This is a genomic window from Novosphingobium olei (assembly GCF_012927405.1).
GTDB lineage: Bacteria > Pseudomonadota > Alphaproteobacteria > Sphingomonadales > Sphingomonadaceae > Novosphingobium > Novosphingobium olei.
Genome location: NZ_JABBGM010000002.1, coordinates 323750 through 345162, shown reverse-complemented (window position 1 = coordinate 345162; position 21413 = coordinate 323750). Strand labels below are relative to the sequence as shown.

Genomic DNA, 21413 nt, shown 5'->3' with positions numbered 1-21413 from the left:
GCTCGCGACAGAACAGCAAGCACAAAGCCCGGAGGGACCAACCTTTCGGGCTTTTTTGTTGCGCCACGCCGGGGCCATGCCCGCGCCGCTCGGTTTGAACGCCAACCCGGCCCCAAACGAAAAAGGGGCCGCCGCAGCAGCCCCTTTCCCTTGGTTTGCGGCCCGGCTTTAGAGAATGAAGTCGGCCGCCGTCAGCGAGGTCACCCCGGTCAGCGTGACATGCAGCTCGATGGTCGCGGTGTTGCCGCCGATATCGCCATAAAGCACCACGTCGCTGCCGTTCACCACGTACCACAGGCCGTTGGCGGTCGGCGTCGTGCCGTTGAAGGTGAAGTGCTGGAAGCCGGCCGTGTTCTGGTCCGCGTCGATCGAGGACACGTCGATCTTGTCCTGCTCGCCATTGGCGTGCGTGAAGTCGGTGATCGTGTCGCCGCGGTCGAGAGCGCTCAGGAACTTGAACGTGTCGTTGCCCTGGTTGCCGGTCAGCGTATCCGCTCCCCAGCCACCGATGAGGACGTCGACATTGTTACCGCCGGTGATCGTGTCGTTGCCCGACCCGCCATAGATCGTGTCGTTGTCGGCGCCACCGTCCAGCTTGTCGTCACCCGAACCACCGTACAGGGTGTCGTTGCCGCTGTTGCCGTTGATGGTGTCGTTGCCCGGACCGCCATAGACCGTATCGGCCGACTGACCGTTGCCCTGGAACTTGATGTCCCCGGCAGCACCCTGCGAGTCGAAGTCGTTCGGATCGCCGCTCGCCGTCTGCACCGCCGCCAGCGTCACATCGGTGTTACCCACCACGCTCACGTCGATCGTCGTCGTCGTGCCATCGGCCGACTGCACGGTGAAGATGTCGTGCGCGGTCGTGCCGGTGTTGAGCGTTGCGAAGCCCGACTTGGTGTTGTCGATGGTATAGGTCCACGCACCGGCCGAGTTGATCGAGAGCGAACCGTACGTGCCCGCCGCGTTGGTCTGCGCCACGAAGCTCGCCTGGTTCAGGTCCGGATCGGTCACGGACAGCGTGCCGGTCGCACTGGTCAGCGTGGTGCTGTCCTCGGTGACCGAACCGGTGCTGGTGCCACCGAACGTCGCCGTGTCGTTGGCGCCGGTCACCGTCACCGCGATGTCGTGCGATGCCGTGCCGTCGGCCGAAACCACCGTCAGGTGATCCTGCACCGTCTGCGACGCGGTCAGCGCCTGTGTCGCGGCCTTGGTGTTGTCGAGCGTGTAGGTCCAGCTGCCAGTCGTGGCGTTGAACGTATAGGTGCCATACGTGCCCGCCAGCGAAGCCGGCGTCTGGAACGCGGCCTGGCCAGAATCCGGATCGGTCACCAGCAGCTTGCCCGCAGCGCTCGCATCGCCTGCGGTCGCATTGGCAAGACCGCCCGCTTCCGTCACCGCACGGTCGTTCGCCACCGTCGCATCCACGGTGATCGTGGCGGCATCGTTGGCGCCGGTTACCGTGACCGCAATGTCGTGCGTCGCGGTGCCGTCGGCCGAAACCACCGTCAGGTGATCGTGCACCGTCTGCGACGCGGTCAGCGCCTGCGTCGCCGCCTTGGTGTTGTCGAGCGTGTAGGTCCAGCTGCCGGTCGTGGCATTGAACGTATAGGTGCCATACGTGCCCGCCAGCGAAGCCGGGGTCTGGAACGCGGCCTGGCCATCGTCGACGTCGGTCACCAGCAGCTTGCCCGAAGCGTTCGCATCGCCTGCGGCCACACCCGTTTCGGTCACCGCGCGGTCGTTGGTGACCGCACTGTCCACGCTGATCGAGGCGGCATCGTTGACGCCGGTCACCTTGAACGAAAGGCTGCTCGGCGTCGTGGTGGTGCCGTCGCTCACGCCATAGTTCACCGTGACCGTGTCGGTCGCCCCGGCGGCCAGGTGCTGGAACGCCGCATTGGTCGGATCCAGCGTGAACTGGTGCGTCGTCGCGTCATACGTCACGCCTGCCGGCAGCGAGGTGTAGGTCACCGAAAGCGTGTCGGTCGCATCGACGTCCGACGTGCCCGCCAGCGCATTGAGCGAAACCGGCGAACCGTCCTCGGTCGCGGTGGCCGACTGGGTCAGCGTCACCTTGGGCGCATCGTTGGTGCCCTGGACCGAGAAGTTCAGCGTCACCGATGCCGAGTGGTCAGCGGATTCGATGGTGAACGACTGCTCGCTGACCACCTGCCCGTTGGCGAGGCTCTGGACCGCAGCGCTCGCATTGTCGAGCTGGTAGGACCAGTTGCCCGCCGCATCGACCGAGAAGCTGCCGTACGTGCCGGTCGCGCTCGCAGCGATCGCCGCCGCCTGGTCGTGGTCGGCATCGGCCACGCTCACATGGCCGGTCAGCTGGGTCACCCCGTCCTCGACCACGGTGCCACCGGTGGTGTCACCACTGATCGTCGCGCCGTCGTTGGTGCCGGTGATGGTGATCGTCGCGCTCTGCGCCACGCTGCCACCCTGCCCGTCGATGACATTGTAGCTGACCACGATCTCGCGCGTCTCGCCCGCCTGCAGCGACTGGAACGCCGCATTCGCCGGATCGACGATCAGCGTATCGCCCGACAGCGTCACGCCTGCGACCAGGCCGGTCACGTCCGAAACATGCAGGTTCGCGTTGTCGACATCGCTCGCCCCGCCCAGCAGGTCGAGGTTGAACGCGGCGCCATCCTCGTTGGCCGCCGCCGTCAGCGCAGCAGCAACCACCGGCGCATCGTTGGTGCCGTGGATGGTCACGCTCAGCGTCTGCTCGGTGCCGTCGGTGGTCTTCACCACCACGCTGTCGGTCACGCTGTCGCCCACGTTCAGCGCATCGTAGGCGCTGTCGGCGGTGTAGCTCCAGGTGCCGTCGGCGGCGATGGTGAACGAACCGTGCGATCCGGCGAGCGTACCCGCCTGGAAGTCGGCCGAGCTGTCGACGTCGGTCGCCGAGAGCTTGCCGCCCAGCGTCAGCGCCGCGTCGGTCTCGTCGCCTTCGGCCGATGCCGTGCCGGTGATCACGGCAGCATCGTTGGTGCCGTGGATCGTCACGCTCAGCGTCTGCTCGGTGCCGTCGATGGTCTTCACCACGACGCTGTCGGTGACGCTGTCGCCCACGTTGAGCGCATCGTTCGCGCTGTCGGCCGTGTAGCTCCAGGTGCCGTCGGCGGCGATGGTGAACGAGCCGTGCGATCCGGCGAGCGTGCCCGCCTGGAAGTCGGCCGAGCTGTCGACGTCGCTCGCCGAGAGCTTGCCACCCAGCGTCAGCGCGGCGTCGGTTTCGTCACCTTCGGCCGAGGCCGTGCCGGTGATGACGGCGGCATCGTTGGTGCCGTGGATCGTCACGCTCAGCGTCTGCTCAGTGCCGTCGATGGTCTTCACCACGACGCTGTCGGTCACGCTGTCGCCCACGTTCAGCGCATCGTAGGCGCTGTCGGCGGTGTAGCTCCACGTGCCGTCGGCGGCGATGGTGAACGAACCGTGCGATCCGGCGAGCGTACCCGCCTGGAAGTCGGCCGAGCTGTCGACGTCGGTCGCCGAGAGCTTGCCGCCCAGCGTCAGCGCCGCGTCGGTCTCGTCGCCTTCGGCCGATGCCGTGCCGGTGATCACGGCAGCATCGTTGGTGCCGTGGATCGTCACGCTCAGCGTCTGCTCGGTGCCGTCGATGGTCTTCACCACGACGCTGTCGGTATAGGTCTGGCCGGCAACGAATTCGTTGTGAGCGCCAGCGGCGTAGGTCCAGTTGCCGTTCGCATCGATCGAGAACGTGCCATAGCCGTGGTCGCCCGCAGCGTTGGTCTGCGCGACGAACGTTGCCGAGCTGTCGACGTCGGTCACGTCGAGCTTGCCACTCGCGCTGAGCGCCGCATCGCTTTCGGTGAGGTCGGCGGACGACGTGCCAGTTATGACCGCCGCGTCGTTGGTGCCGTTGATGGTCACGGTGATGACCTGGCTGGTGCCATCGGCGGTCGCGACCGTCACGCTGTCGGTGTAGGTCTGCCCGGCGGCGAATTCGTTGTGCGCACCGGCGGCGTAGGTCCAGTTGCCAGCGGCATCCATCGAGAACGTGCCGTAGCCGTGGTCACCGGCGACGTTGGTCTGCGCGACGAACGCGGCCGAGCTGTCGACGTCGCTCGCATCCAGCTTGCCGCTGGCGTTCAGCGCCGCGTCGCTTTCGGTCAGCGTTGCGCCCGTGCTGCCGGTGATGATGGCGGCATCGTTGGTGCCGGTGATCGTCCAGCTGACCGAGGCGGGCACGGTCGCGGTGCCGTCGGTAACGCCATAGGTCACCGTCACGGTCGCCGTGGCGCCGGCGGCGAGGTAGTCATAGGCGTTGTTCGACGGATCGAACGAGAAGCTGTGCGTCGCAGCGTTGTAGGTCACGCCCGCGGGCAGCGTGCCGGGCACGTTGGTCACCGAAAGCGAGGCGCCGAGGTCGACGTCGCTGGCGTTGGCAAGGGCATTGAGCGTCGAGCTCGCGCCGCCTTCGGTCGCCGTGCCGGTCACCGCGCCCGAAACCACCGGCGCATCGTTGGTGCCCAGGATGGTCACGGTGATGACCTGGCTGGTCCCGTCGATGGACTTCACCGTCACGCTGTCGGTGTAGCTCTGCCCGGCGGCGAATTCGTTGTGGGCGCCGGCGCTGTAGGTCCAGTTGCCGTTCGCATCGATCGAGAACGTGCCGTAGCCGTGGTTGCCCGCGACGTTGCTCTGGACCTGGAACTTCGCCTCGCCGGTGTCGACGTCGGTGACGTTGAGCTTGCCGCCGGCCGAAAGGGCGGAATCGGTTTCGGTGATGGTAACCGCCGAGGTTCCGGTGATCACCGCGGCATCGTTGGTGCCGGCAATGGTGATCGTCACTTCGGCGACGCTCAGCGTGCCGTTGGCAAGGCGGATCGAGTACGAGATCACGTCGGTCACGGTCTGGCCGGGGGGCAGCGCCTTGATCACCGCCATCGCGCTCGCGTCCATCTGGTAGGACAGCTTGCCGTTGACCACGGCCACCTTGGTGCCGGGCCGCGTGGTCTTCCACTCGTAGTTGGCGTCCTTCGAGATCAGGTCGGCGGTTTCCGCGGCGGAGTAGGTGACGGGGCCGGTGTCTTCCTGGTCGACCACCGCCCACAGGTCCTTGGCCGCGCCGCCAAGGTCGTTGGCCATGACGTCGAGCGACAGCGTGACGATGCCGTTGCTGGCCAGCCCTTCGAGCTGCGACTGCGTGTAGCTGTAGGTATCGTCAACCGCCTGCGGCGTGTTGAACATCGAGGTGGTGTTGACGCTCGGTGTCGTGCTCGTGGTCGCCATGATAATGCCCCCTGTGCCGCAGTGCCGGTCGACGAAGGGCATATTGGTTAATGAGCTTCGGCCACTTGCCGAGCCCACTGGCCTGTCCCGCCCCCGCGACTGCCTAGAATCTTTCTAAACGTTAACTCTCTATGACCGGCGATTACCTATTGGTCAGTTAGGGAGGCGACAACTTACCTGTAGTCTCAATTCACCATAACTAAGGTTACTTTATCTTGTCTGCTTTTTCCCAAGTTGATGAAAAAGGTCTGAAAATGTCCGTGCAGAAAAAAGTCCGAAGCGATGCGGAAATGCGCACGGATGGATCTATTCCCGGGCTGGGACACAAAGTTAGAGCGTTATTAACGTAAATCAGCGGTTTACCGCACGATTCGCGACAATCCCGCATCGCGGAAACAATTGCGCCACAAGACTTCGCGAATGCCGTAGTCTATCGGGCACGCGCGGAGCGCCGCCGCGCTCAGTCGATGGCGAGGCGGTAGCCAACACCCGGTTCGTTGCGCACCGCAGAGGGCGCATCGCCCGCCCCGCCTTCCAGCTTGCGACGGATGCCGCGCGCGGCCACGCGCAAGTATTCGACGTCGCTTTCGTGTCCCGGCCCCCAGATCTCGCGCAGCAGTTGCGCGTGGGTCAGCACCTTGCCGCCGTGCGTCGCCAGCATGGCGAGCAGCGCGTACTCCTTGGGCGCCAGGTGCACCTCGGCGCCATCGCGCGTCACGCGCCGCGCCACCAGGTCGATCGCGCACGTCCCGCCAAAGCGCACCACGTTCGCGCTCGCTTCAGGCGCAACGCGGTGGCGCAGCGCGGTGCGCACGCGCGCCAGCACTTCGGCCGCATCGAACGGCTTGGTGACATAATCGTCGGCGCCAAGGTCCAGCGCGGCGACCTTTTCGGCCACCGCATCGCGCGCCGAGACGACCACCACCGCCGCGCCCGCGCGCTTCAGCAGCGGCACCAGCTCCAGCCCGTCGCGATCGGGCAGGCCCAGGTCGAGCAGCACCAGCGCGTGCCCGCCCGCATGGTGCGCGGCAAGCGCAGCGCGCGCATCGCCCGCCTCCTCCACGACGTAGCCCGCGCCCGCCAGCGCGCCTGCCAGCAGCGCGCGGATCTCGGGCTCGTCGTCCACCACCAGGATGCTGCGCCCCGCGCTCATTCCGCCGCCTCCACGCGCCGCAGCAGCGCGGGCGGAAAGCGCAACACGAAGCGCGCGCCCGGCCCGTCGGCGCGATTTGCGGCGAGCGCCTGCACCCCCATCGCTTCGGCAAAGCCGCGCACGATGGCAAGGCCGAGCCCGGTGCCGCCGACGCGGTCGGATCCTTCGAGCCGCTCGAACTGGCCGAACACGCGCGTCTCGCTGCCCGGCGGCAGGCCCGGTCCGCGATCGAGCACCGCGAGTTCCACCGCCCCGTCCCCGCCCGCCAGCGCCTCCACCGTCACGCCGCCCTCGCTGCCATGCCGCAGCGCGTTGTCGATCAGGTTGATCAGGCAATGGTGCAGCAGCCGCGCATCGGCCAGCACCAGAGGCAGGTCGTCCGGCACCGCCACCGCCACGCGCGCAGCCCCCGCGCCGCCGCGCAAGTCGTCCAGCGCCGCCGCCACCGCTTCGCCCAGGTCCACCGCCTCGCGCGTGCCTTCCACCGTGCCGCTTTCGATCCGCACCATGTCGAGCAGGTTGGAGATGAACCGGTCGAGCCGCTCCGCCGCGCCGCGCGCCACGGCCAGCGAAGCCCCCGCCTGTCCCGCCTCGAGCGCGCGCAGCGAGCCCAGCAGCGTGGTCAGCGGCGTGCGCAAGTCGTGCCCCAGCGACGACAGCAGCGCCCCGCGCAAAGCATCGCGTTCCTGCACTCGGCCGAGTGCGACCATCTCGTCCTCCAGCGCGATCCGCGCATGGGCGAGGCTCGCCTGGTCGATCAGGCTGGCGAGCAGCGGCAGCCGCTCGGCGCGCAAGGGCGCGGTCGCATCTGGCCGGGCAAGGCCCACCGTCGCCACCGCCCGCGTGCCTTCCACCACGGGATGAAACAGCCATTCCGACGCGGTCGGCGTCGCCGCGCCGGGCCCTGCGGCCAGCGCATTGTCGAGGCTCCACTGCGCCGACACCAGCTCGAGCAGGTCCAGCTGTTCGACCTGCGGCGCCGAGGCGGCAAGCTGCGCCGCACCGTCCGGCCCCGCCTCGCACACCACCACCCGCACGTCGAAGCGCCGCGCCAGTTCGCCGGCCAGCACGCTCCACAGCTCGTCGCGCCGCGTGACTCCCATCAGCACGCGCGCGAAGCCCGCGAGCGCCGCCTCGCGCCCCGCCTCGTCCTGCGCCGCGCGCGCCTGCTGGCGCACCCGCGCCGCCATCTGGCTCGCCACCACCGCCACGCCCAGCAGCACCAGCACGGTGATCGCATGGCTGGGATCGCGGATCGCGAACGTCAGCACCGGCGGAATGAAGAAGAAGTTGTAGGCGAGCGAGGACACCAGCCCCGTGGCGATCCCGGTCACCAGCCCGTGCCGCGTCGCCGCGAACATCACCGGCACCAGATAGAGCAGCCCGATATCGGCCAGATTGCCCCGCGCCGAAAGCAGCGCGCCGAGCAACGTCATCAGCGCGACCAGCCCCAACGCCGCGAGATAGCCCTCGGCACTGCCCAGCGGCGCAGGATCGGAAGAGACGGACTGGCGCGCCATGCCCCACCGCCATAGCCGCTGCCGCGCACGATGGGGAGAGGCGGTGAATGAGCGGGGCGCGGCTTCGGCAGTTGCAAATACTGAACGGTCATTCTAATTCTGAACGAAATATCCATTTGGGGAAGTGCTTTGAGAGATTACCTGTGCCGCTTGGGTATATGTGCGGCTGCGATTTCCATGGCGATCCCCGCGATCCATGCTGAACCGCTCCCGGTGATCAAGGACCGGCAGCTGTTGGTGGATGGCAAGCCCTATCTCGCGCTCGGCGGTGAGCTGCACAATTCCAGCGCGTCGAGTCCCGATTATATGCGCCCAATCTGGGACAAGCTGCAGGCGATGCATGTCCGCACGGTGATCGGCACGGCTAGCTGGGAGGACTGCGAGCCAAGGGAAGGCCAGTTCGATTTCCGAACCGTCGATGCGCAAATCGCGGAAGCCCGCAAGCGCGACATGCGTCTGGTCCTTATCTGGTTCGGCGGATTCAAGAACGCGGCGTCGACTTACGCGCCGAGTTGGGTACGTAGCGATAGCCACCGCTTCCCCCGCGCACTCGCTCAAGGCACGATGGCGGAAGCCTTCACATACAAGGGCGCCATGCCCAAGCCCGTGATGTCTGTCTTCTCGCCCGAATTGCTGAAGGCTGATCGCAAGGCATTCGCTGCACTAATGCACCATCTTGCCACCGTCGATAACGATCACCGCGTTATCATGGTTCAAGTGAATAACGAGACCGGCCTGCTGCGCGACAGCCGCGACCGATCCGCCTTGGCCGAGATCGCGTGGAACGCTCCTGTGCCAGTGCAGCTTCTCAAATACCTCGCCTTGCATCGCGGGGCTTTGAAGCCGGAACTGCAGGCGGTGTGGAACCGTCAGGGGCAGCGCTTGTCGGGTACATGGGCCGAAGTGTTCGGTACAGACTGGCAGGCCGAGGAAGTATTCATGGCCTGGCATTTCGCGAGCTACATGGAAGCGCTTGCGGCGGCTGGCAAACGGGAACTACCGCTTCCAATGTATGTCAACGGCTGGCTCGGTCCGCAGGAGGGGCAGCCCATCGCGGGGCAGTACCCCAGCGGTGGCCCGGCAAGGCGGGTCCTTGATGTCTGGCGAGCGGCGGCTCCGTCGCTCGACATGCTCTCGCCCGATATCTATGCGCCCAACACCAAGGAGGTGCTGGCGGACTACGATCATGCGGGCAATCCGCTGTTTGTGCCCGAAGCGCAGTTCCGAACCGGCGATGTCTTCTGGGCGCTCGGCCAGCACCGCACCATCGGCTATTCGGTCTTCGGCATCGAGGATGGGCGGATCGATGGGCAGCTAGCGCAAGCCTATGCGATGCTTTCCGGCATGTACGAAGTGATCGCCAAAGCGCAGGCTGAAGGGCGTATCGCCGGAGTTCTGCTGGATGGCGACAAGCCTGCGACCATCGCGCTTGGCGGCTATAACATCGTGGTTCAGGATACGATGGCTCTATTAAAGCAAATGCTGCTCGATGTCGGCTTGCAGGCGCCTCCCGCTCCACCCCCGATGGCCAGCGAAACGGAGGGCCCCGGCACACGCCCGGCGCCCGGAGATAGCCGGGCGTTCGGTCTGATCATCAGCGAGAGAAGCGACACCTTTCTGATCGTCGGAAAGGGCTTCACTGCTGATTTTACGAAGGGCACGAAACTGGCAGAAGTCGACCGCGTTGAAGAGGGTCACTTCGACGCACAAGGTTGGCAGCCGGGCCGCATCCTCAATGGCGACGAGCGTTTGACCGTGATCCCGACGGATCGGATCGGGGCAATCCGCATCAAGCTCATGGCGAGGGCAAACTAGCGGCCGCCTCAATTGGGACCAGAACTGAGCAAGGACTTTCCGGCGAAAATCATCCGTAACTGCAACAACTTGCCGGTCTTTTGATGTGATTGGGACGACCGCAATGTCCCACAACCCGCCGTCTCCCCGCCCCACCCCCCGCATAAACATCCCGTAAAGATGCGTGAAACCCGCGCGCGGGCGGCGCATTCGGGCAGCATGGACCAGACTCTCACGCTCGGCGCCGCCAGTTCCGCGCCCGGCACCACGCCCGCCGCCGCCGCATCGCCTGCAAGCGCGCCCGCGCACGATGGGCACCATGGCGAAGGCCTTGCCACGCTTGCGCTCGGCGCGATCGGCGTGGTGTTCGGCGATATCGGCACCAGCCCGCTCTATGCGCTGAAGGAAAGCTTCATCGGCGCACATCCGCTCGCGGTCGATCCCGCGCACGTGTTCGGGGTGCTATCGCTGATCTTCTGGACGATGACGCTGATCGTCACGATCAAGTACGTGTTCGTGATCCTGCGCGCCGACAACAAGGGCGAAGGCGGCAGCCTGGCGCTGATGGCGCTGATCGGGCGGCAGTTGAACGCTGCGGGCGGACGCCGCTGGGCGGGCACGATCATGATGATGGGCCTTGTCGCCACGGCGCTGTTCTATGGCGATGCCATCATCACCCCGGCCGTTTCGGTGCTGTCGGCGGTCGAAGGGCTGCAGGTGGCCGCACCCGGCGCCGCCCACTTCGTGCTGCCGATCGCCATCGCGATCATCGTCGGCCTGTTCGCGATCCAGTCGCGCGGCACCGCTGCCGTGGGCCGCATGTTCGGGCCGGTGATGGTGATCTACTTCATCGTCATCGGCGTGATGGGCGCCATCCAGATCGCGCAGGCGCCGCAAGTGCTGGCCGCGCTGAACCCGTGGTATGCGCTCAATTTCTTCCTGCTCGATCCCGGCCTCGCCTTCCTCGCGCTCGGCTCGGTGGTGCTGGCGGTAACGGGCGCGGAAGCGCTCTATGCCGACATGGGCCACTTCGGCCGCCGCGCGATCTCGCTCGCCTGGCTGTACTGCGCGTTTCCCTGCCTGCTGATCAATTACCTCGGCCAGTCGGCGCTGCTGCTGCGCCAGCCGGCCGCGGTCGAAAACCCGTTCTTCCTGATGGCGCCCGAAGCGCTGCGCCTGCCGCTGGTGGTGCTGGCAACGCTCGCCACGATCATTGCCAGCCAGGCGGTGATCTCGGGCGCCTATTCGGTCACGCAGCAGGCGATCCAGCTGGGTTTCCTGCCGCGCCTTGCCATTCGCCACACCAGCGAAAAGGCCGCCGGGCAGATCTACGTGCCGCTGGTCAACTGGCTGCTGCTGGCGCTGGTCATCCTGCTGGTGCTGGGCTTCCGCTCCTCGGGCGCGCTGGCGGCAGCCTATGGCATCGCCGTTACCGGCACGATGTTCATCACCGCCTGCATGACCGGGGTGCTGACGATGCAGGTGTGGAAGTGGCCCAAGCTCGCCGCCGGCAGCCTCACGGCGGTGTTCCTCGTCGTCGATGGCGCCTATTTCGCCTCGAACGCCACCAAGGTGCCCGACGGCGGCTGGTTCCCGCTGCTCGTCGCCGGCATCTGCTTCTTCGTGCTGACCACCTGGGCGCGCGGGCGGCAGATCATGCGCGAACGGCTTGCCGAGGATTCCATGCCGTTCGACCTGTTCCTCGACAGCGTGCCCGGCCGGGTCAAGCGCGTGGCGGGGGCCTCGGTGTTCCTCGCTTCGACCGTCGAAGGCATCCCGCCGGCGCTGCTCCACAACCTCAAGCACAACCACGTGCTGCACGAACGCGTGATCGTGTTGACGGTGATGACCGAGGCGGTGCCGCACGTCGCCGCGCACGCCCGGCGCGAAGTGGAGGAGCTGGGCCACGGCTTCTACCGCATGGTGGTGCACCTGGGCTTCATGGACGAAGCGAACCTGCCCGCCGAACTCGCCGCTGAAACGCGTGCCGGGGGGCCGCTGCGGCCGATGGAAACCAGCTGGTTCCTGTCGCGCCAAACGTTAATTCCGTCGGCCCGACCGGGGCGTCGTTCGGGCATGGCGGTGTGGCGCGAAGCGTTCTTTGCGTGGATGGTCCGCAACGCTTCTTCGGCGATGCAGTTCTTCCACCTGCCGACCAACCGGGTGATCGAGCTCGGCAGCCAGCTGGAGATATGAAAAACGGGCGAGGCCGCAGAACCCTTCGCGCAACCCTCCTTACGGCAATTGCGGATTGGAGATTCGACTTGGCTTCAATAATTTGGCATAAAGATCGGGCCGAAAGGCGACGAAGGACAATATGGACAGTCGGGGTCGAAAGCTCAGCGTTGGTGCAAACCGGATCGGTCGGCTTGTCGAAAGCTCCGATTGGGCGCGTGCGCGCCTGACCCGCTGCCTGCAGATGGCCTTCCCGATCCAGCCGGTGCCACAGGCCTTCGACGATCTCGCCTTCGCGATCGACAATGTGGAAATAACTCGCCTCTTGCGCGAGCTCGAGGATATCGAGAACGAACGCCTGGACCGGCTCGGCCGCATCCTTTCGCGCCACCACTGCAACGACAACTGACCCGCCCTCTCGCCGCTTGACCTGGCGGCCCGCTTGCCCGATCCGCGTTTAATCAGACGGTTGAAGCGGAACGGGAGAATTTGCGTGAAACTGGCCGGCATCCGGGTGCTCGATCTGTCGAGCTTCATTCCCGGCCCCTACCTCACCCTCGCCATGGCCGATCACGGGGCCGAGGTGATCAAGGTCGAAGCGCCGGGCGGTGACCACACCCGCCACATCGGCCTGTCCGACGGGCCCGACACCGTCTACTTCCGCGCCTTCAACCGGGGCAAGAAAAGCGTCGTCCTGAACCTGAAGGACGAAGGCGACCGCGCCGCGTTCCTGGCGCTGGTCGACACCGCCGACGTCGTCGTCGAATCGAGCCGGCCCGGAGTCGCCGCGCGGCTGGGGATCGACTATGCGACCCTTTCGGCGCGCAATCCGCGCATCGTGTACTGCGCGATCAGCGCGTTCGGGCAGGACGGGCCGCTGGCCAAGCGCCCGGCGCACGATCTGGCGCTTGAAGCGATGACCGGCGTGCTGGGCGCCACGCTGGGGGCGGACGGGAAGCCCGCCATGCCGGGCATTCCGGTGTCGGACTACCTGTCGGCGCTGCAGGGGCTGTCGGGCGTGCTGATGGCGCTGCTGGCGCGGGAGCGGACGGGGCGGGGCGATTTCATCGACATCGCGATGCAGGAAACGCTGCTATCGGCCACCTCGAACGTGATGGGCCCGACGCTTGCCGAAGGGCGCCAGCCCAACGTGGCGCATGAACGGACGACGGGAGGGGGCGCGTTCTATCGCTGGTACGCATGCGGCGACGGGCGGATGCTGGCGATCGCGGGGCAGGAGAAGAAGTTCATCGAGGCGCTGCTCGGGCACCTCGGCCGCATCGACCTCGCCCCGCTGTGCAACGAACCGGGGCCGCACCAGCAGCCGGTGGTGGACCTGCTTTCCGCCACGTTCGCCGCGATGACGCTGGACGAGGCGGGCGCGCTGCTCGACCGGCTGGACGTGTGCTGGGGCCCGGTCAAGACGTATCCGGAAGCGCTGGACGACGAACAGGTGAAGGCGCGCGGCTTCATCCTGACCGACCAGCTGGGCCGCCGCCACATCGGCACGCCGATCCGCTTCACCCATGAGCCCGCCCGCCCTTCGCTCCATGCGCCCGCGCTGGGCGAGCACCAGGACCTGATCGCATGACCATCCGCACCGTTATCGCCGCCGCCGCCGCCTTCGCGCTCGCCGCCACCGCCACCCCGGCCGCGGCGCAAGGGGGCTGGCGCAGCGGCGCGCTGGTGGCGCCGGCGGGCACGGGCGACCGCGTCTATGGCCCGGCCAAGGCGGACATCACGCTGATCGTGTGGCTCGATCCCGAATGTCCGTACTGCAAGCAGTTCGGGCAGACGGGCGAGAAGCTGGTCGATGCCAACAACGCCAACACCACCGGGGCCAACACCACCGGGGCCAACAGCACGGGCAAGCTGAACCTGATCGTGCGGCTGATGCCCCTGCCCTTCCACGGCGAGCCGGCCATCGCCGCATCGGCGGCATCGCTGTGCGTGGCGGAACAAGCCGGCGCGGCGGGGTTCTACCGCTTTCTCGACCGGTACTTGGCGCTGACCGCCACCAACGGGCGGGGCATTCCGGCGAGCGCGGGCCGGGGCAGCGATGCCATCGGCAGCCTGGCGCAGGAGGCGGGCGCCAGCGACATGCCGGCGCTGCGCACCTGCCGCCGCGCGCCCGAGACGCTGCGCCGGGTGATGGGCGAAAGCGCCGCGGCCGAGGCGGCGGGCGTGGGCGGCACGCCGTCCATCGCCATCCGCAACAACCGCACCGGCGACAGCCTGATGGCCGACGGCGCGATCCCGCAGGACGCGATCCAGTCGGCGATCGACTGGCTGGCCGCGCGATCGGCGGCCAAGTCCACCTCGGGCGGGAGCTGAGCAAGGCCCTCCCCGCCCTTCCCTTTGGCCCCCACCGGACGGCGGGGTTGACGGGGTTTACACGGTCCTAAGGACTTGAATTCCATCGGCGGCAGGAGGGGGTCTTCGCCGTCCGTCCTGCCCTGTGCCACCGCATCGCGCCCCCCGGCGAGCAGCGCATCGACGCGGGCGAGGTTGGCGGCGCGGCGGGCGTGCCATTCGGCCTCTGCCAGCGCGACGGCGTCCTCGCAGTAGAGCATCTGCGCCACTTCCCACACCTCTTCGGGATCGGCCTCCCCGGCGCCTTCCTCCCCGTCCCCGTCCTCTTCCTCGTCGCCCTCCTCGTCCTCATAGATCTCGAATTCGGGTTCGAGCATGGCGCGTTCGATCAGCGCATCGTCGACATCACAAAGGTCTTCGGGAAATTCCAGCGTGGCGACGCGGCGGGCGTTTTCGATGACCTTGTCGAGCGGCAGGCACAGCGCGCCGGGGTCTGGCTGCCCGGCCAGCACTTCGCCCACGTAGACATCGAAATCGCGGGCGATGGCGCGGCTGTCCTTGCGGGCGCGCGCGGCGTGGGCATCGAGCCGCGCGACATGGGCGAGCAGCAGGCGGTTGTCGTAGCGGGTGCGCGTGCCGACCACCTCCCCGCGAAACCACACCGGTTCGGTCACGCCGTGGATGGCGCGATCGGCGAGGACCTGGCCCGCATGATCGGCGGCGCAGAGCAGCGCGGCCTCCCACCCGGCGGCAAAGCCTGCATCGCGCCGCCGCGCGACATAGGCGCTCTGCGCCGACGTCCCCGCCGCGCGCGCCGCGAGCCGCACGTTGCCATGTTCGGCCAGCGCCAGCAGGAACGCCCCACGCTTTTCGGGCGTGAAGGCCTGCGGATAGACAGGGGTGGCGGCGCCCTCCTGCGGCAGAGCCTCGGCGGCCGGGGCGGGCCTTTGCGCAGCAGGCGCGTCGTCTGGCCCAGCGTTGTTCAGAAGGGCATCGCCGGGGAGGCCGATATCGCGCTCGAGCGGGATCCAGCCGCGCCCGAAGGCACTGGTCCCCGCCTGCGCGCCTTCCCTTGAGGAGAGTTGCGAACGATCCGATCCATCACCGCTGCGCGCCATGCCGCCCGGACTCCTGTTGGAACAAAACAGGAATGTTTAGGCTGAGATGGGGGGTGTAGGAAAGGGGTTGCTCATTTTCAGCTTAGCCGACTTTATCGAGACGACCAACCAATAGACCTAGCAAATTAGAAAAGTTAACTACCGACCAGCATTCTCGCACAGACCAGATTAAAAGAACATAAAGAAAGAAAGATGAGAAAAATACAGATATCTCTTTCGAAATTATTATAAAGTTCAGACCACCAACTGCCATTATTGCGATATATATGACAGTTGTCATTATCACAAGTAACGAAAGCTGGAATCCGTAGACATAATCTTCAAGATCACCTTCCTCTCTTATTACTTTCGCACGAAATTTTTGATCATTAATAATCGTTGCCGCTCTAGATGTCCAAGCAATCGACATGCTAACAAAAATCGAAGCAGCAGGAAAAAGTGCTTTAGATGCAAATTGAAATCCGTCGACTTTCAAAAATCTTATGAGTAATAAAGAAATCAAAACATCAAGTATGTTTTTCCATCCGAAAAGAAGGCGCCAGCCGGAATCACGCCCCTTTTTCGGAAACAATAACCAGTTCTTGAAGGTCGTTATCATGACTGCTGTCGCCGCAAATTACGGTAGGCATCTACGATAGCCTCCCTTGACTTCTCAAAAAAATTTCCAATCGAATCCAAACTAACTTCAACAGAGAATGGAGTCCCCCTTAGTACGATCCTTTTTGATCGAGAGTTCTCCTCCATTTTTACGACAGCAGTTGCTTCCTCTCCAATCGATGCAACAGACCTAGTGAGGTCTTCCAATACTTCTGCATCTAAATTTCTTCCTTCAGCCTCGACAGTGGTCTTTTCCGCACCAACTATCTCCGCATACTCTTGAGCAGGTTTTTGGATTAATCTTTGCACATCGTGTGCATTTTCGAAATGCGAAGTGAACCTAAATCTTTTTATTTCATAAGCATTTCTCAAATATTGGATAAAATCCTCTGGGTCGAAAATAACATCAACAGATACTGCATACCCATAATTATCGGGAACTCCTGACTGATTCAGGAGTGTCTCTAGCTTCTTGCCAACCTCAAAGGCATCGAGGGAGACCCCACTTTTACGCCAAATGCCACAAGCTTGCGTCGCTCCATCATAGACACCCCACGTAAAAGGAGCTCTTTCAGCATCTGATTCAAAAAAACGCCGCAAACTGTCATCGTATTGTGGAGTATTTACTGACTAAACTCGTCCAATCTGAAATCCAATAGAAAATTGACCCAGATCTTCAGCCCCTGCGATATGCCATTCTGTACCCCGCCTGACTGATGCCGTAGGCATAGATTGTATAGCTTCAAATATTACTTCTGTTGGACGCCTCTCTCTGGCAAATAGACGCCCTTGCAAAAGACGCTCACACTGTATTCTAAATACGTGAAAGGTGGCAGGCTTCATCTATGGCCCCAGTGGAAAGATTTTATGGAGTTTTTCCCAAAGGCATGCAGCTTGTCTAGCATAAACAGCACGCTAACGGCTTGCCCGCCGTAATGGATCTGTTTCGCCATCGGTATCGTGAGCTGTGGGTTACGCGCTATCAAGTGAGGCTATTGGCCCTCGCAATTGCTTGTCTCTACTTGAAAGTTCGGAGTCTTTGGCTTGGCGGGCGGTGATGGGCTGCGGGCGATCCCAGCCTTCGCTGGGATGACGGGAGAGCTTAGAGTGCGCGTAAGTTGATGTGACCGGGGCGCTGGGGCTCGTGCCGCCGCGCTTTGGGTGATGCAGCGCTTCTTCCTCCGTCAGCGCTGGCGTGATGCCGCACCCTCTGTGCGGGAGGATCTGGGGCATCGCCTGCGGCCAGAGGGTGGATGCGAGCGCGATGAAATCGGCCGAGCGCGCGGATACATCGCGGCAGGGTAGCTTGCTGTAACAAGAACAAGCTGGACCCCGGATCAAGTCCGGGGTGACGTTCGGAAGGAAGGGCACGGGTGTCCCTATTCCCGGGAGCGCGAGGGCGATGGCCCTCGACCTGCCTCCTTCGCTTTTTCCGCTTGCATCGCCTGCGGTCAGAGGGTGGATGCGAGCGGGATGCAACCGGCCAAGCGCGAGGATACGTCGCGACAGGGCAGCCTGCTGTAACAAGAACAAGCTGGACCGCGGATCAAGTCCGGGGTGACGTTCGGAAGGGAGGGCATGGGTGTCCTCATTCCCGGGAGCGCGAGGGCGATGGCCCTCGCCTTGCCCCCTTCGCTTTCTCCGCTTGCATTGCCTGCGGTCAGAGGGTGGATGCGAGCGCTATGCTATCGGCCAAGCGCGCGGATACGTCGCGACAGGGCAGCTTGCTGTAACAAGAACAAGCTGGACCCCGGATCAAGTCCGGGGTGACGTTCGGACGGGAGGGCACGGGTGTCCCTATTCCCGGGAGCGCGAGGGCGATGGCCCTCGCCTTGCCCCCTTCGCCTTTTCCGCTTGCACCGCCTTCCGTCAGAGCGTGCCGGAGACGCCGATCACGGCGCAGGCGAGCGTCAGCAGGCCGAGGCGGGGCCAGGAGGCGGGCTCGCCTTGCACGAACACCGCGATCAGGATCACGACGAGCGGCACGGTGGCGGCGAGGATCGGCATGAGCAGGCTGAGCGGGCCGCCTTCGCGGATCAGCGTCGCCAGCGCCCAGAGCGAGACGGCGTAGGTGAGCGCGCAAGCCGCGCTCCAGCCGGGGTGGGTGAAGCCGGCGGTCTTGCCCAGCATGAGCGAGCCGCCGACCTGTCCGAGGGCGCAGACGACGAACAGCGTGACGACGCGCGCGGTGAGCGCGGCTGGTGCTTCCATGGTGATCCTCTTTCCGTCCGTTATGGTTTGGGCGGAAGCGTAGTGGATCGCGCGCGGTTGGGGACTGGTGGTTTGGGCAGGGGGTGGGGAGCGTGGAATACCCCTCCACCACCCGCTGCGCGGGCGGTCCCCTCCCCCGTTGGGGGAGGTTTGCCGCCTTTCTCACGTTGCGCGGGACTGGCGCGTTGCCGGGCCGGGCTTGGGGGGTGTTGATGCCCCCTCCGTCATCGCTGCGCGAGGCCACCTTCCCCAGGGGGGGAGGATCGGGTCAGCGGGTGAGGAGGGGTTTGAGGTAGTGGCCGGTGAAGCTGCGGGGGTTCTTGGCGACCTGTTCGGGGGTGCCTTCGGCCACGAGTTCGCCGCCGCGCACGCCGCCTTCGGGGCCCATGTCGAGGATCCAGTCGGCGGTCTTGATCACATCGAGGTTGTGTTCGATGACCACGACCGAGTTGCCCTGGTCGACGAGGCGGTGGAGGACTTCCAGCAGCTTGCGCACGTCTTCGAAGTGGAGGCCGGTGGTGGGCTCGTCGAGGATGTAGAGCGTCTGCCCGGTGGAGCGGCGGGACAGCTCCTTGGCGAGCTTGACGCGCTGCGCCTCGCCGCCCGAAAGCGTGGTGGCCTGCTGGCCGACCTTGACGTAGCCGAGGCCCACTTCGTTGAGCATGTGCATCCGGTCGCGGATCGGGGGCACGGCCTGGAAGAAGCTTTCGGCGTCCTCGATCGTCATGTCGAGCACGTCGGCGATGGACAGGCCCTTGAACTTCACCTCGAGCGTTTCGCGGTTGTAACGATTGCCGTTGCATTCCTCGCAGGTGACGTAGACGTCGGGCAGGAAGTGCATCTCGATCTTGATCAGGCCGTCGCCCTGGCACTTTTCGCAGCGGCCGCCCTTGACGTTGAAGCTGAAGCGGCCGGCCTTGTAGCCGCGCGCCTCGCTTTCCGGGAGCCCGGCAAACCAGTCGCGGATCAGGGTGAAGGCGCCGGTGTAGGTCGCCGGGTTGGAGCGCGGGGTGCGGCCGATGGGGGACTGGTCGATCTCGATCACCTTGTCGCAGTGTTCGAGGCCGGTGATGCGGTCGTGCGGGCCGGCAATGACGCGCGCGCCGTTGAGCTGCCTCGCGGCGCCGGCGTGGAGCGTGTCGATGGTGAAGCTCGACTTGCCCGAGCCTGACACGCCGGTGACGCAGGTGAAAGTGCCCAGGGGAATCGAGGCGGTGACGTTCTTGAGGTTGTTGGCGCGCGCGCCTTCGACCGTCAGTTTGAGGCCGTTGCCCTTGCGGCGCTGCTTGGGCACCTCGATCCGGCGGGTGCCGGTGAGGTACTGGCCGGTGAGGCTGTTTTCGTTGGCGAGGATCTCGTCAAGCGTGCCCTGCGCCACGATCTCGCCCCCGTGGACGCCCGCGCCGGGGCCGAGGTCGACCACGTAGTCGGCGGTGCGGATCGCGTCCTCGTCGTGTTCCACCACGATCACCGTGTTGCCGAGATCGCGCAGGCGCTTCAGCGTTTCCAACAGGCGGTCGTTGTCGCGCTGGTGGAGGCCGATGGAGGGTTCGTCGAGCACGTAGAGCACGCCCGAGAGCCCTGAGCCGATCTGGCTGGCGAGGCGGATGCGCTGGGATTCGCCGCCCGAGAGCGTGCCCGAGGTGCGATCGAGGTTGAGGTAATCGAGCCCGACGTTGTTGAGGAAGCCGAGGCGTTCGTTGATTTCCTTGAGGATGGCGCGGGCGATCTGGCTCTGCTGGCTGGTGAGCTGGGCATCGAGGCCGAGGAACCAGTCGACCGCGGCGGCGACCGACAGGCGGGTGACGCTGGAGATGTCGTTTCCGGCGACCTTGACCGACAGCGCCTCGGGCTTGAGCCGCTTGCCTTCGCAGGTCTCGCAGGGCTGCGCGGTCTGGAACTTGGACAGCTCCTCGCGCATCCAGGCGCTTTCGGTCTGCAGCATGCGGCGGTTGAGGTTGCCGATGACGCCTTCGAACGCCTTGGACACGGTGTAGGACTTCTTGCCGTCGACGAAGGTCAGCGGCACGGGCTTGCCCGCGGTGCCGTAGAGGATGACGACCTTCACTTCGGCGGGCAGCTGGTCCCACGGCGTCGACAGGCTGAAGCCGAAGTGTTCGGCAAGGCTGGAGAGCACCTGCATGTAGTAGGGCGACGGCGGGTTGCTCTTGGCCCAGGGCACGATGGCGCCCTGCTTGAGCGACAGGTGTTCGTTGGGGACGACCAGCTGGGGATCGAACAGCAGCTTTTCACCCAGGCCGTCGCAGGCCGGGCACGCGCCCTGCGGAGCGTTGAACGAGAACAGCCGCGGTTCGAGCGCGTCGATGGTGAAGCCGCTGACGGGGCAGGCGAACTTTTCGGAGAAGACGATGCGGTTGGGCGGAAGGCCCGTCTTTTTCATCGCGCCCTTCTTCTGCCCCTTCGCCGCCGCGCCTTCGGACAAGGAGGACAGCCCTTCCACAGGCTCAGGGCGGGCGGCGCCTGCGGCGGCAAGGCCGATGGCTTCGAGCGTGGTGTCGGCGAGATCGACGTAGGCGAGGCCTTCGGCGAGCTTCAGCGCCTGTTCGAAGCTGTCGGCAAGGCGGGTCTGGATGCCGTCCTTGACCGCGATGCGGTCCACCACGACTTCGATGTCGTGCTTGAGCTTCTTGTCGAGCGCGGGGGCGTCCTCGATAGCCATGAGTTCGCCGTTGATGCGCACGCGGGTGTAGCCCGCCTTCTGCCATTCGGCGAGTTCGCGGCGGTATTCGCCCTTGCGGCCGCGCACCACCGGCGCGAGCAGGTAGGCACGGGTGCCTTCGGGCAGGGCCATGACGCGATCGACCATCTGGCTGACGGTCTGCGCCGAAATCGGCAGGCCCGTGGCGGGCGAATAGGGAATGCCGACCCGCGCCCACAGCAGGCGCATGTAGTCGTAGATCTCGGTCACCGTGGCGACGGTGGAGCGCGGGTTGCGGCTGGTGGTCTTCTGTTCGATCGAGATGGCGGGGCTGAGGCCGTCGATGTGTTCGACATCGGGCTTCTGCATCATTTCGAGGAACTGGCGCGCGTAGGCCGACAGGCTTTCGACGTAGCGGCGCTGCCCTTCGGCATAGATCGTATCGAACGCGAGGCTCGACTTGCCCGAGCCCGACAGGCCGGTGATGACGATCAGGCTGTCACGGGGGAGATCGACGTCGATCCCCTTGAGGTTGTGTTCGCGCGCGCCGCGCACCGAAAGGGTCGTGAGGGACATGATGCCGATGTTCCAGATTTGTTCGATTC

General features: G+C 65.3%; 13 protein-coding genes. 6 read left to right on the top strand and 7 right to left on the bottom strand.

Annotated features, from left to right (window positions below; genetic code table 11):
• Positions 1-168: 168 nt before the first annotated feature.
• From HHL27_RS05695 to HHL27_RS05685, 3 genes are all read right to left on the bottom strand, one after another.
• A complete protein-coding gene (locus tag HHL27_RS05695) occupies positions 169-5268 on the bottom strand; it encodes a VCBS domain-containing protein (RefSeq protein ID WP_169492416.1) in 5100 nt (1699 codons plus the stop codon).
• 460 nt (positions 5269-5728) lie between these two features.
• Positions 5729-6421, bottom strand: coding sequence for a response regulator (locus HHL27_RS05690; RefSeq protein WP_169492415.1), 693 nt, complete (start codon positions 6419-6421; stop codon positions 5729-5731).
• Positions 6418-7941: a DUF4118 domain-containing protein gene (locus HHL27_RS05685; RefSeq protein ID WP_169492414.1), complete on the bottom strand. Its 1524-nt coding sequence runs from the start codon at positions 7939-7941 to the stop codon at positions 6418-6420. Before HHL27_RS05685 ends, HHL27_RS05690 begins: the two co-directional genes overlap by 4 nt.
• 177 nt (positions 7942-8118) lie before the next feature.
• On the opposite strand from HHL27_RS05685, the gene HHL27_RS05680 reads away from it, so the two are divergent.
• The 6 genes from HHL27_RS05680 (at position 8119) to HHL27_RS05655 (ending at position 15299) form a co-directional block, all read left to right on the top strand.
• Complete coding sequence (locus HHL27_RS05680) at positions 8119-9756, top strand: GH35 family beta-galactosidase (RefSeq protein ID WP_169492413.1); 1638 nt, start codon at positions 8119-8121, stop codon at positions 9754-9756.
• 198 nt (positions 9757-9954) lie between these two features.
• Positions 9955-11931, top strand: coding sequence for a potassium transporter Kup (locus HHL27_RS05675; protein WP_169492799.1), 1977 nt, complete (start codon positions 9955-9957; stop codon positions 11929-11931).
• A 121-nt stretch (positions 11932-12052) separates the two neighbouring features.
• On the top strand, positions 12053-12319 hold the full coding sequence (locus HHL27_RS05670; protein WP_169492412.1) for a hypothetical protein: 267 nt from the start codon (positions 12053-12055) through the stop codon (positions 12317-12319).
• Between the two features lie 84 nt (positions 12320-12403).
• Positions 12404-13501 carry a CoA transferase gene (locus HHL27_RS05665; RefSeq protein WP_206069405.1) on the top strand — a complete coding sequence of 366 codons (1098 nt, stop codon included), beginning with the start codon at positions 12404-12406 and terminating at the stop codon, positions 13499-13501.
• Complete coding sequence (locus tag HHL27_RS05660) at positions 13498-14244, top strand: DsbA family protein (protein WP_169492411.1); 747 nt, start codon at positions 13498-13500, stop codon at positions 14242-14244. Before HHL27_RS05665 ends, HHL27_RS05660 begins: the two co-directional genes overlap by 4 nt.
• 191 nt (positions 14245-14435) lie before the next feature.
• Positions 14436-15299, top strand: coding sequence for a hypothetical protein (locus tag HHL27_RS05655; RefSeq protein ID WP_169492410.1), 864 nt, complete (start codon positions 14436-14438; stop codon positions 15297-15299).
• 124 nt (positions 15300-15423) lie between these two features.
• Here HHL27_RS05655 and HHL27_RS05650 read toward each other — a convergent pair whose 3' ends face one another.
• The 4 genes from HHL27_RS05650 to uvrA all read right to left on the bottom strand — a co-directional run bounded on the left by HHL27_RS05650 (position 15424) and on the right by uvrA (position 21384).
• Positions 15424-15939: a hypothetical protein gene (locus tag HHL27_RS05650; RefSeq protein ID WP_169492409.1), complete on the bottom strand. Its 516-nt coding sequence runs from the start codon at positions 15937-15939 to the stop codon at positions 15424-15426.
• Positions 15936-16538, bottom strand: a complete 603-nt coding sequence (locus HHL27_RS05645; RefSeq protein WP_169492408.1) for a hypothetical protein — start codon at positions 16536-16538, stop codon at positions 15936-15938. Before HHL27_RS05645 ends, HHL27_RS05650 begins: the two co-directional genes overlap by 4 nt.
• A 1269-nt stretch (positions 16539-17807) precedes the next feature.
• Complete coding sequence (locus tag HHL27_RS05640) at positions 17808-18149, bottom strand: hypothetical protein (protein WP_169492407.1); 342 nt, start codon at positions 18147-18149, stop codon at positions 17808-17810.
• A 268-nt stretch (positions 18150-18417) separates the two neighbouring features.
• Complete coding sequence (uvrA, locus tag HHL27_RS05635) at positions 18418-21384, bottom strand: excinuclease ABC subunit UvrA (RefSeq protein ID WP_169492406.1); 2967 nt, start codon at positions 21382-21384, stop codon at positions 18418-18420.
• Positions 21385-21413 lie beyond the last annotated feature (29 nt).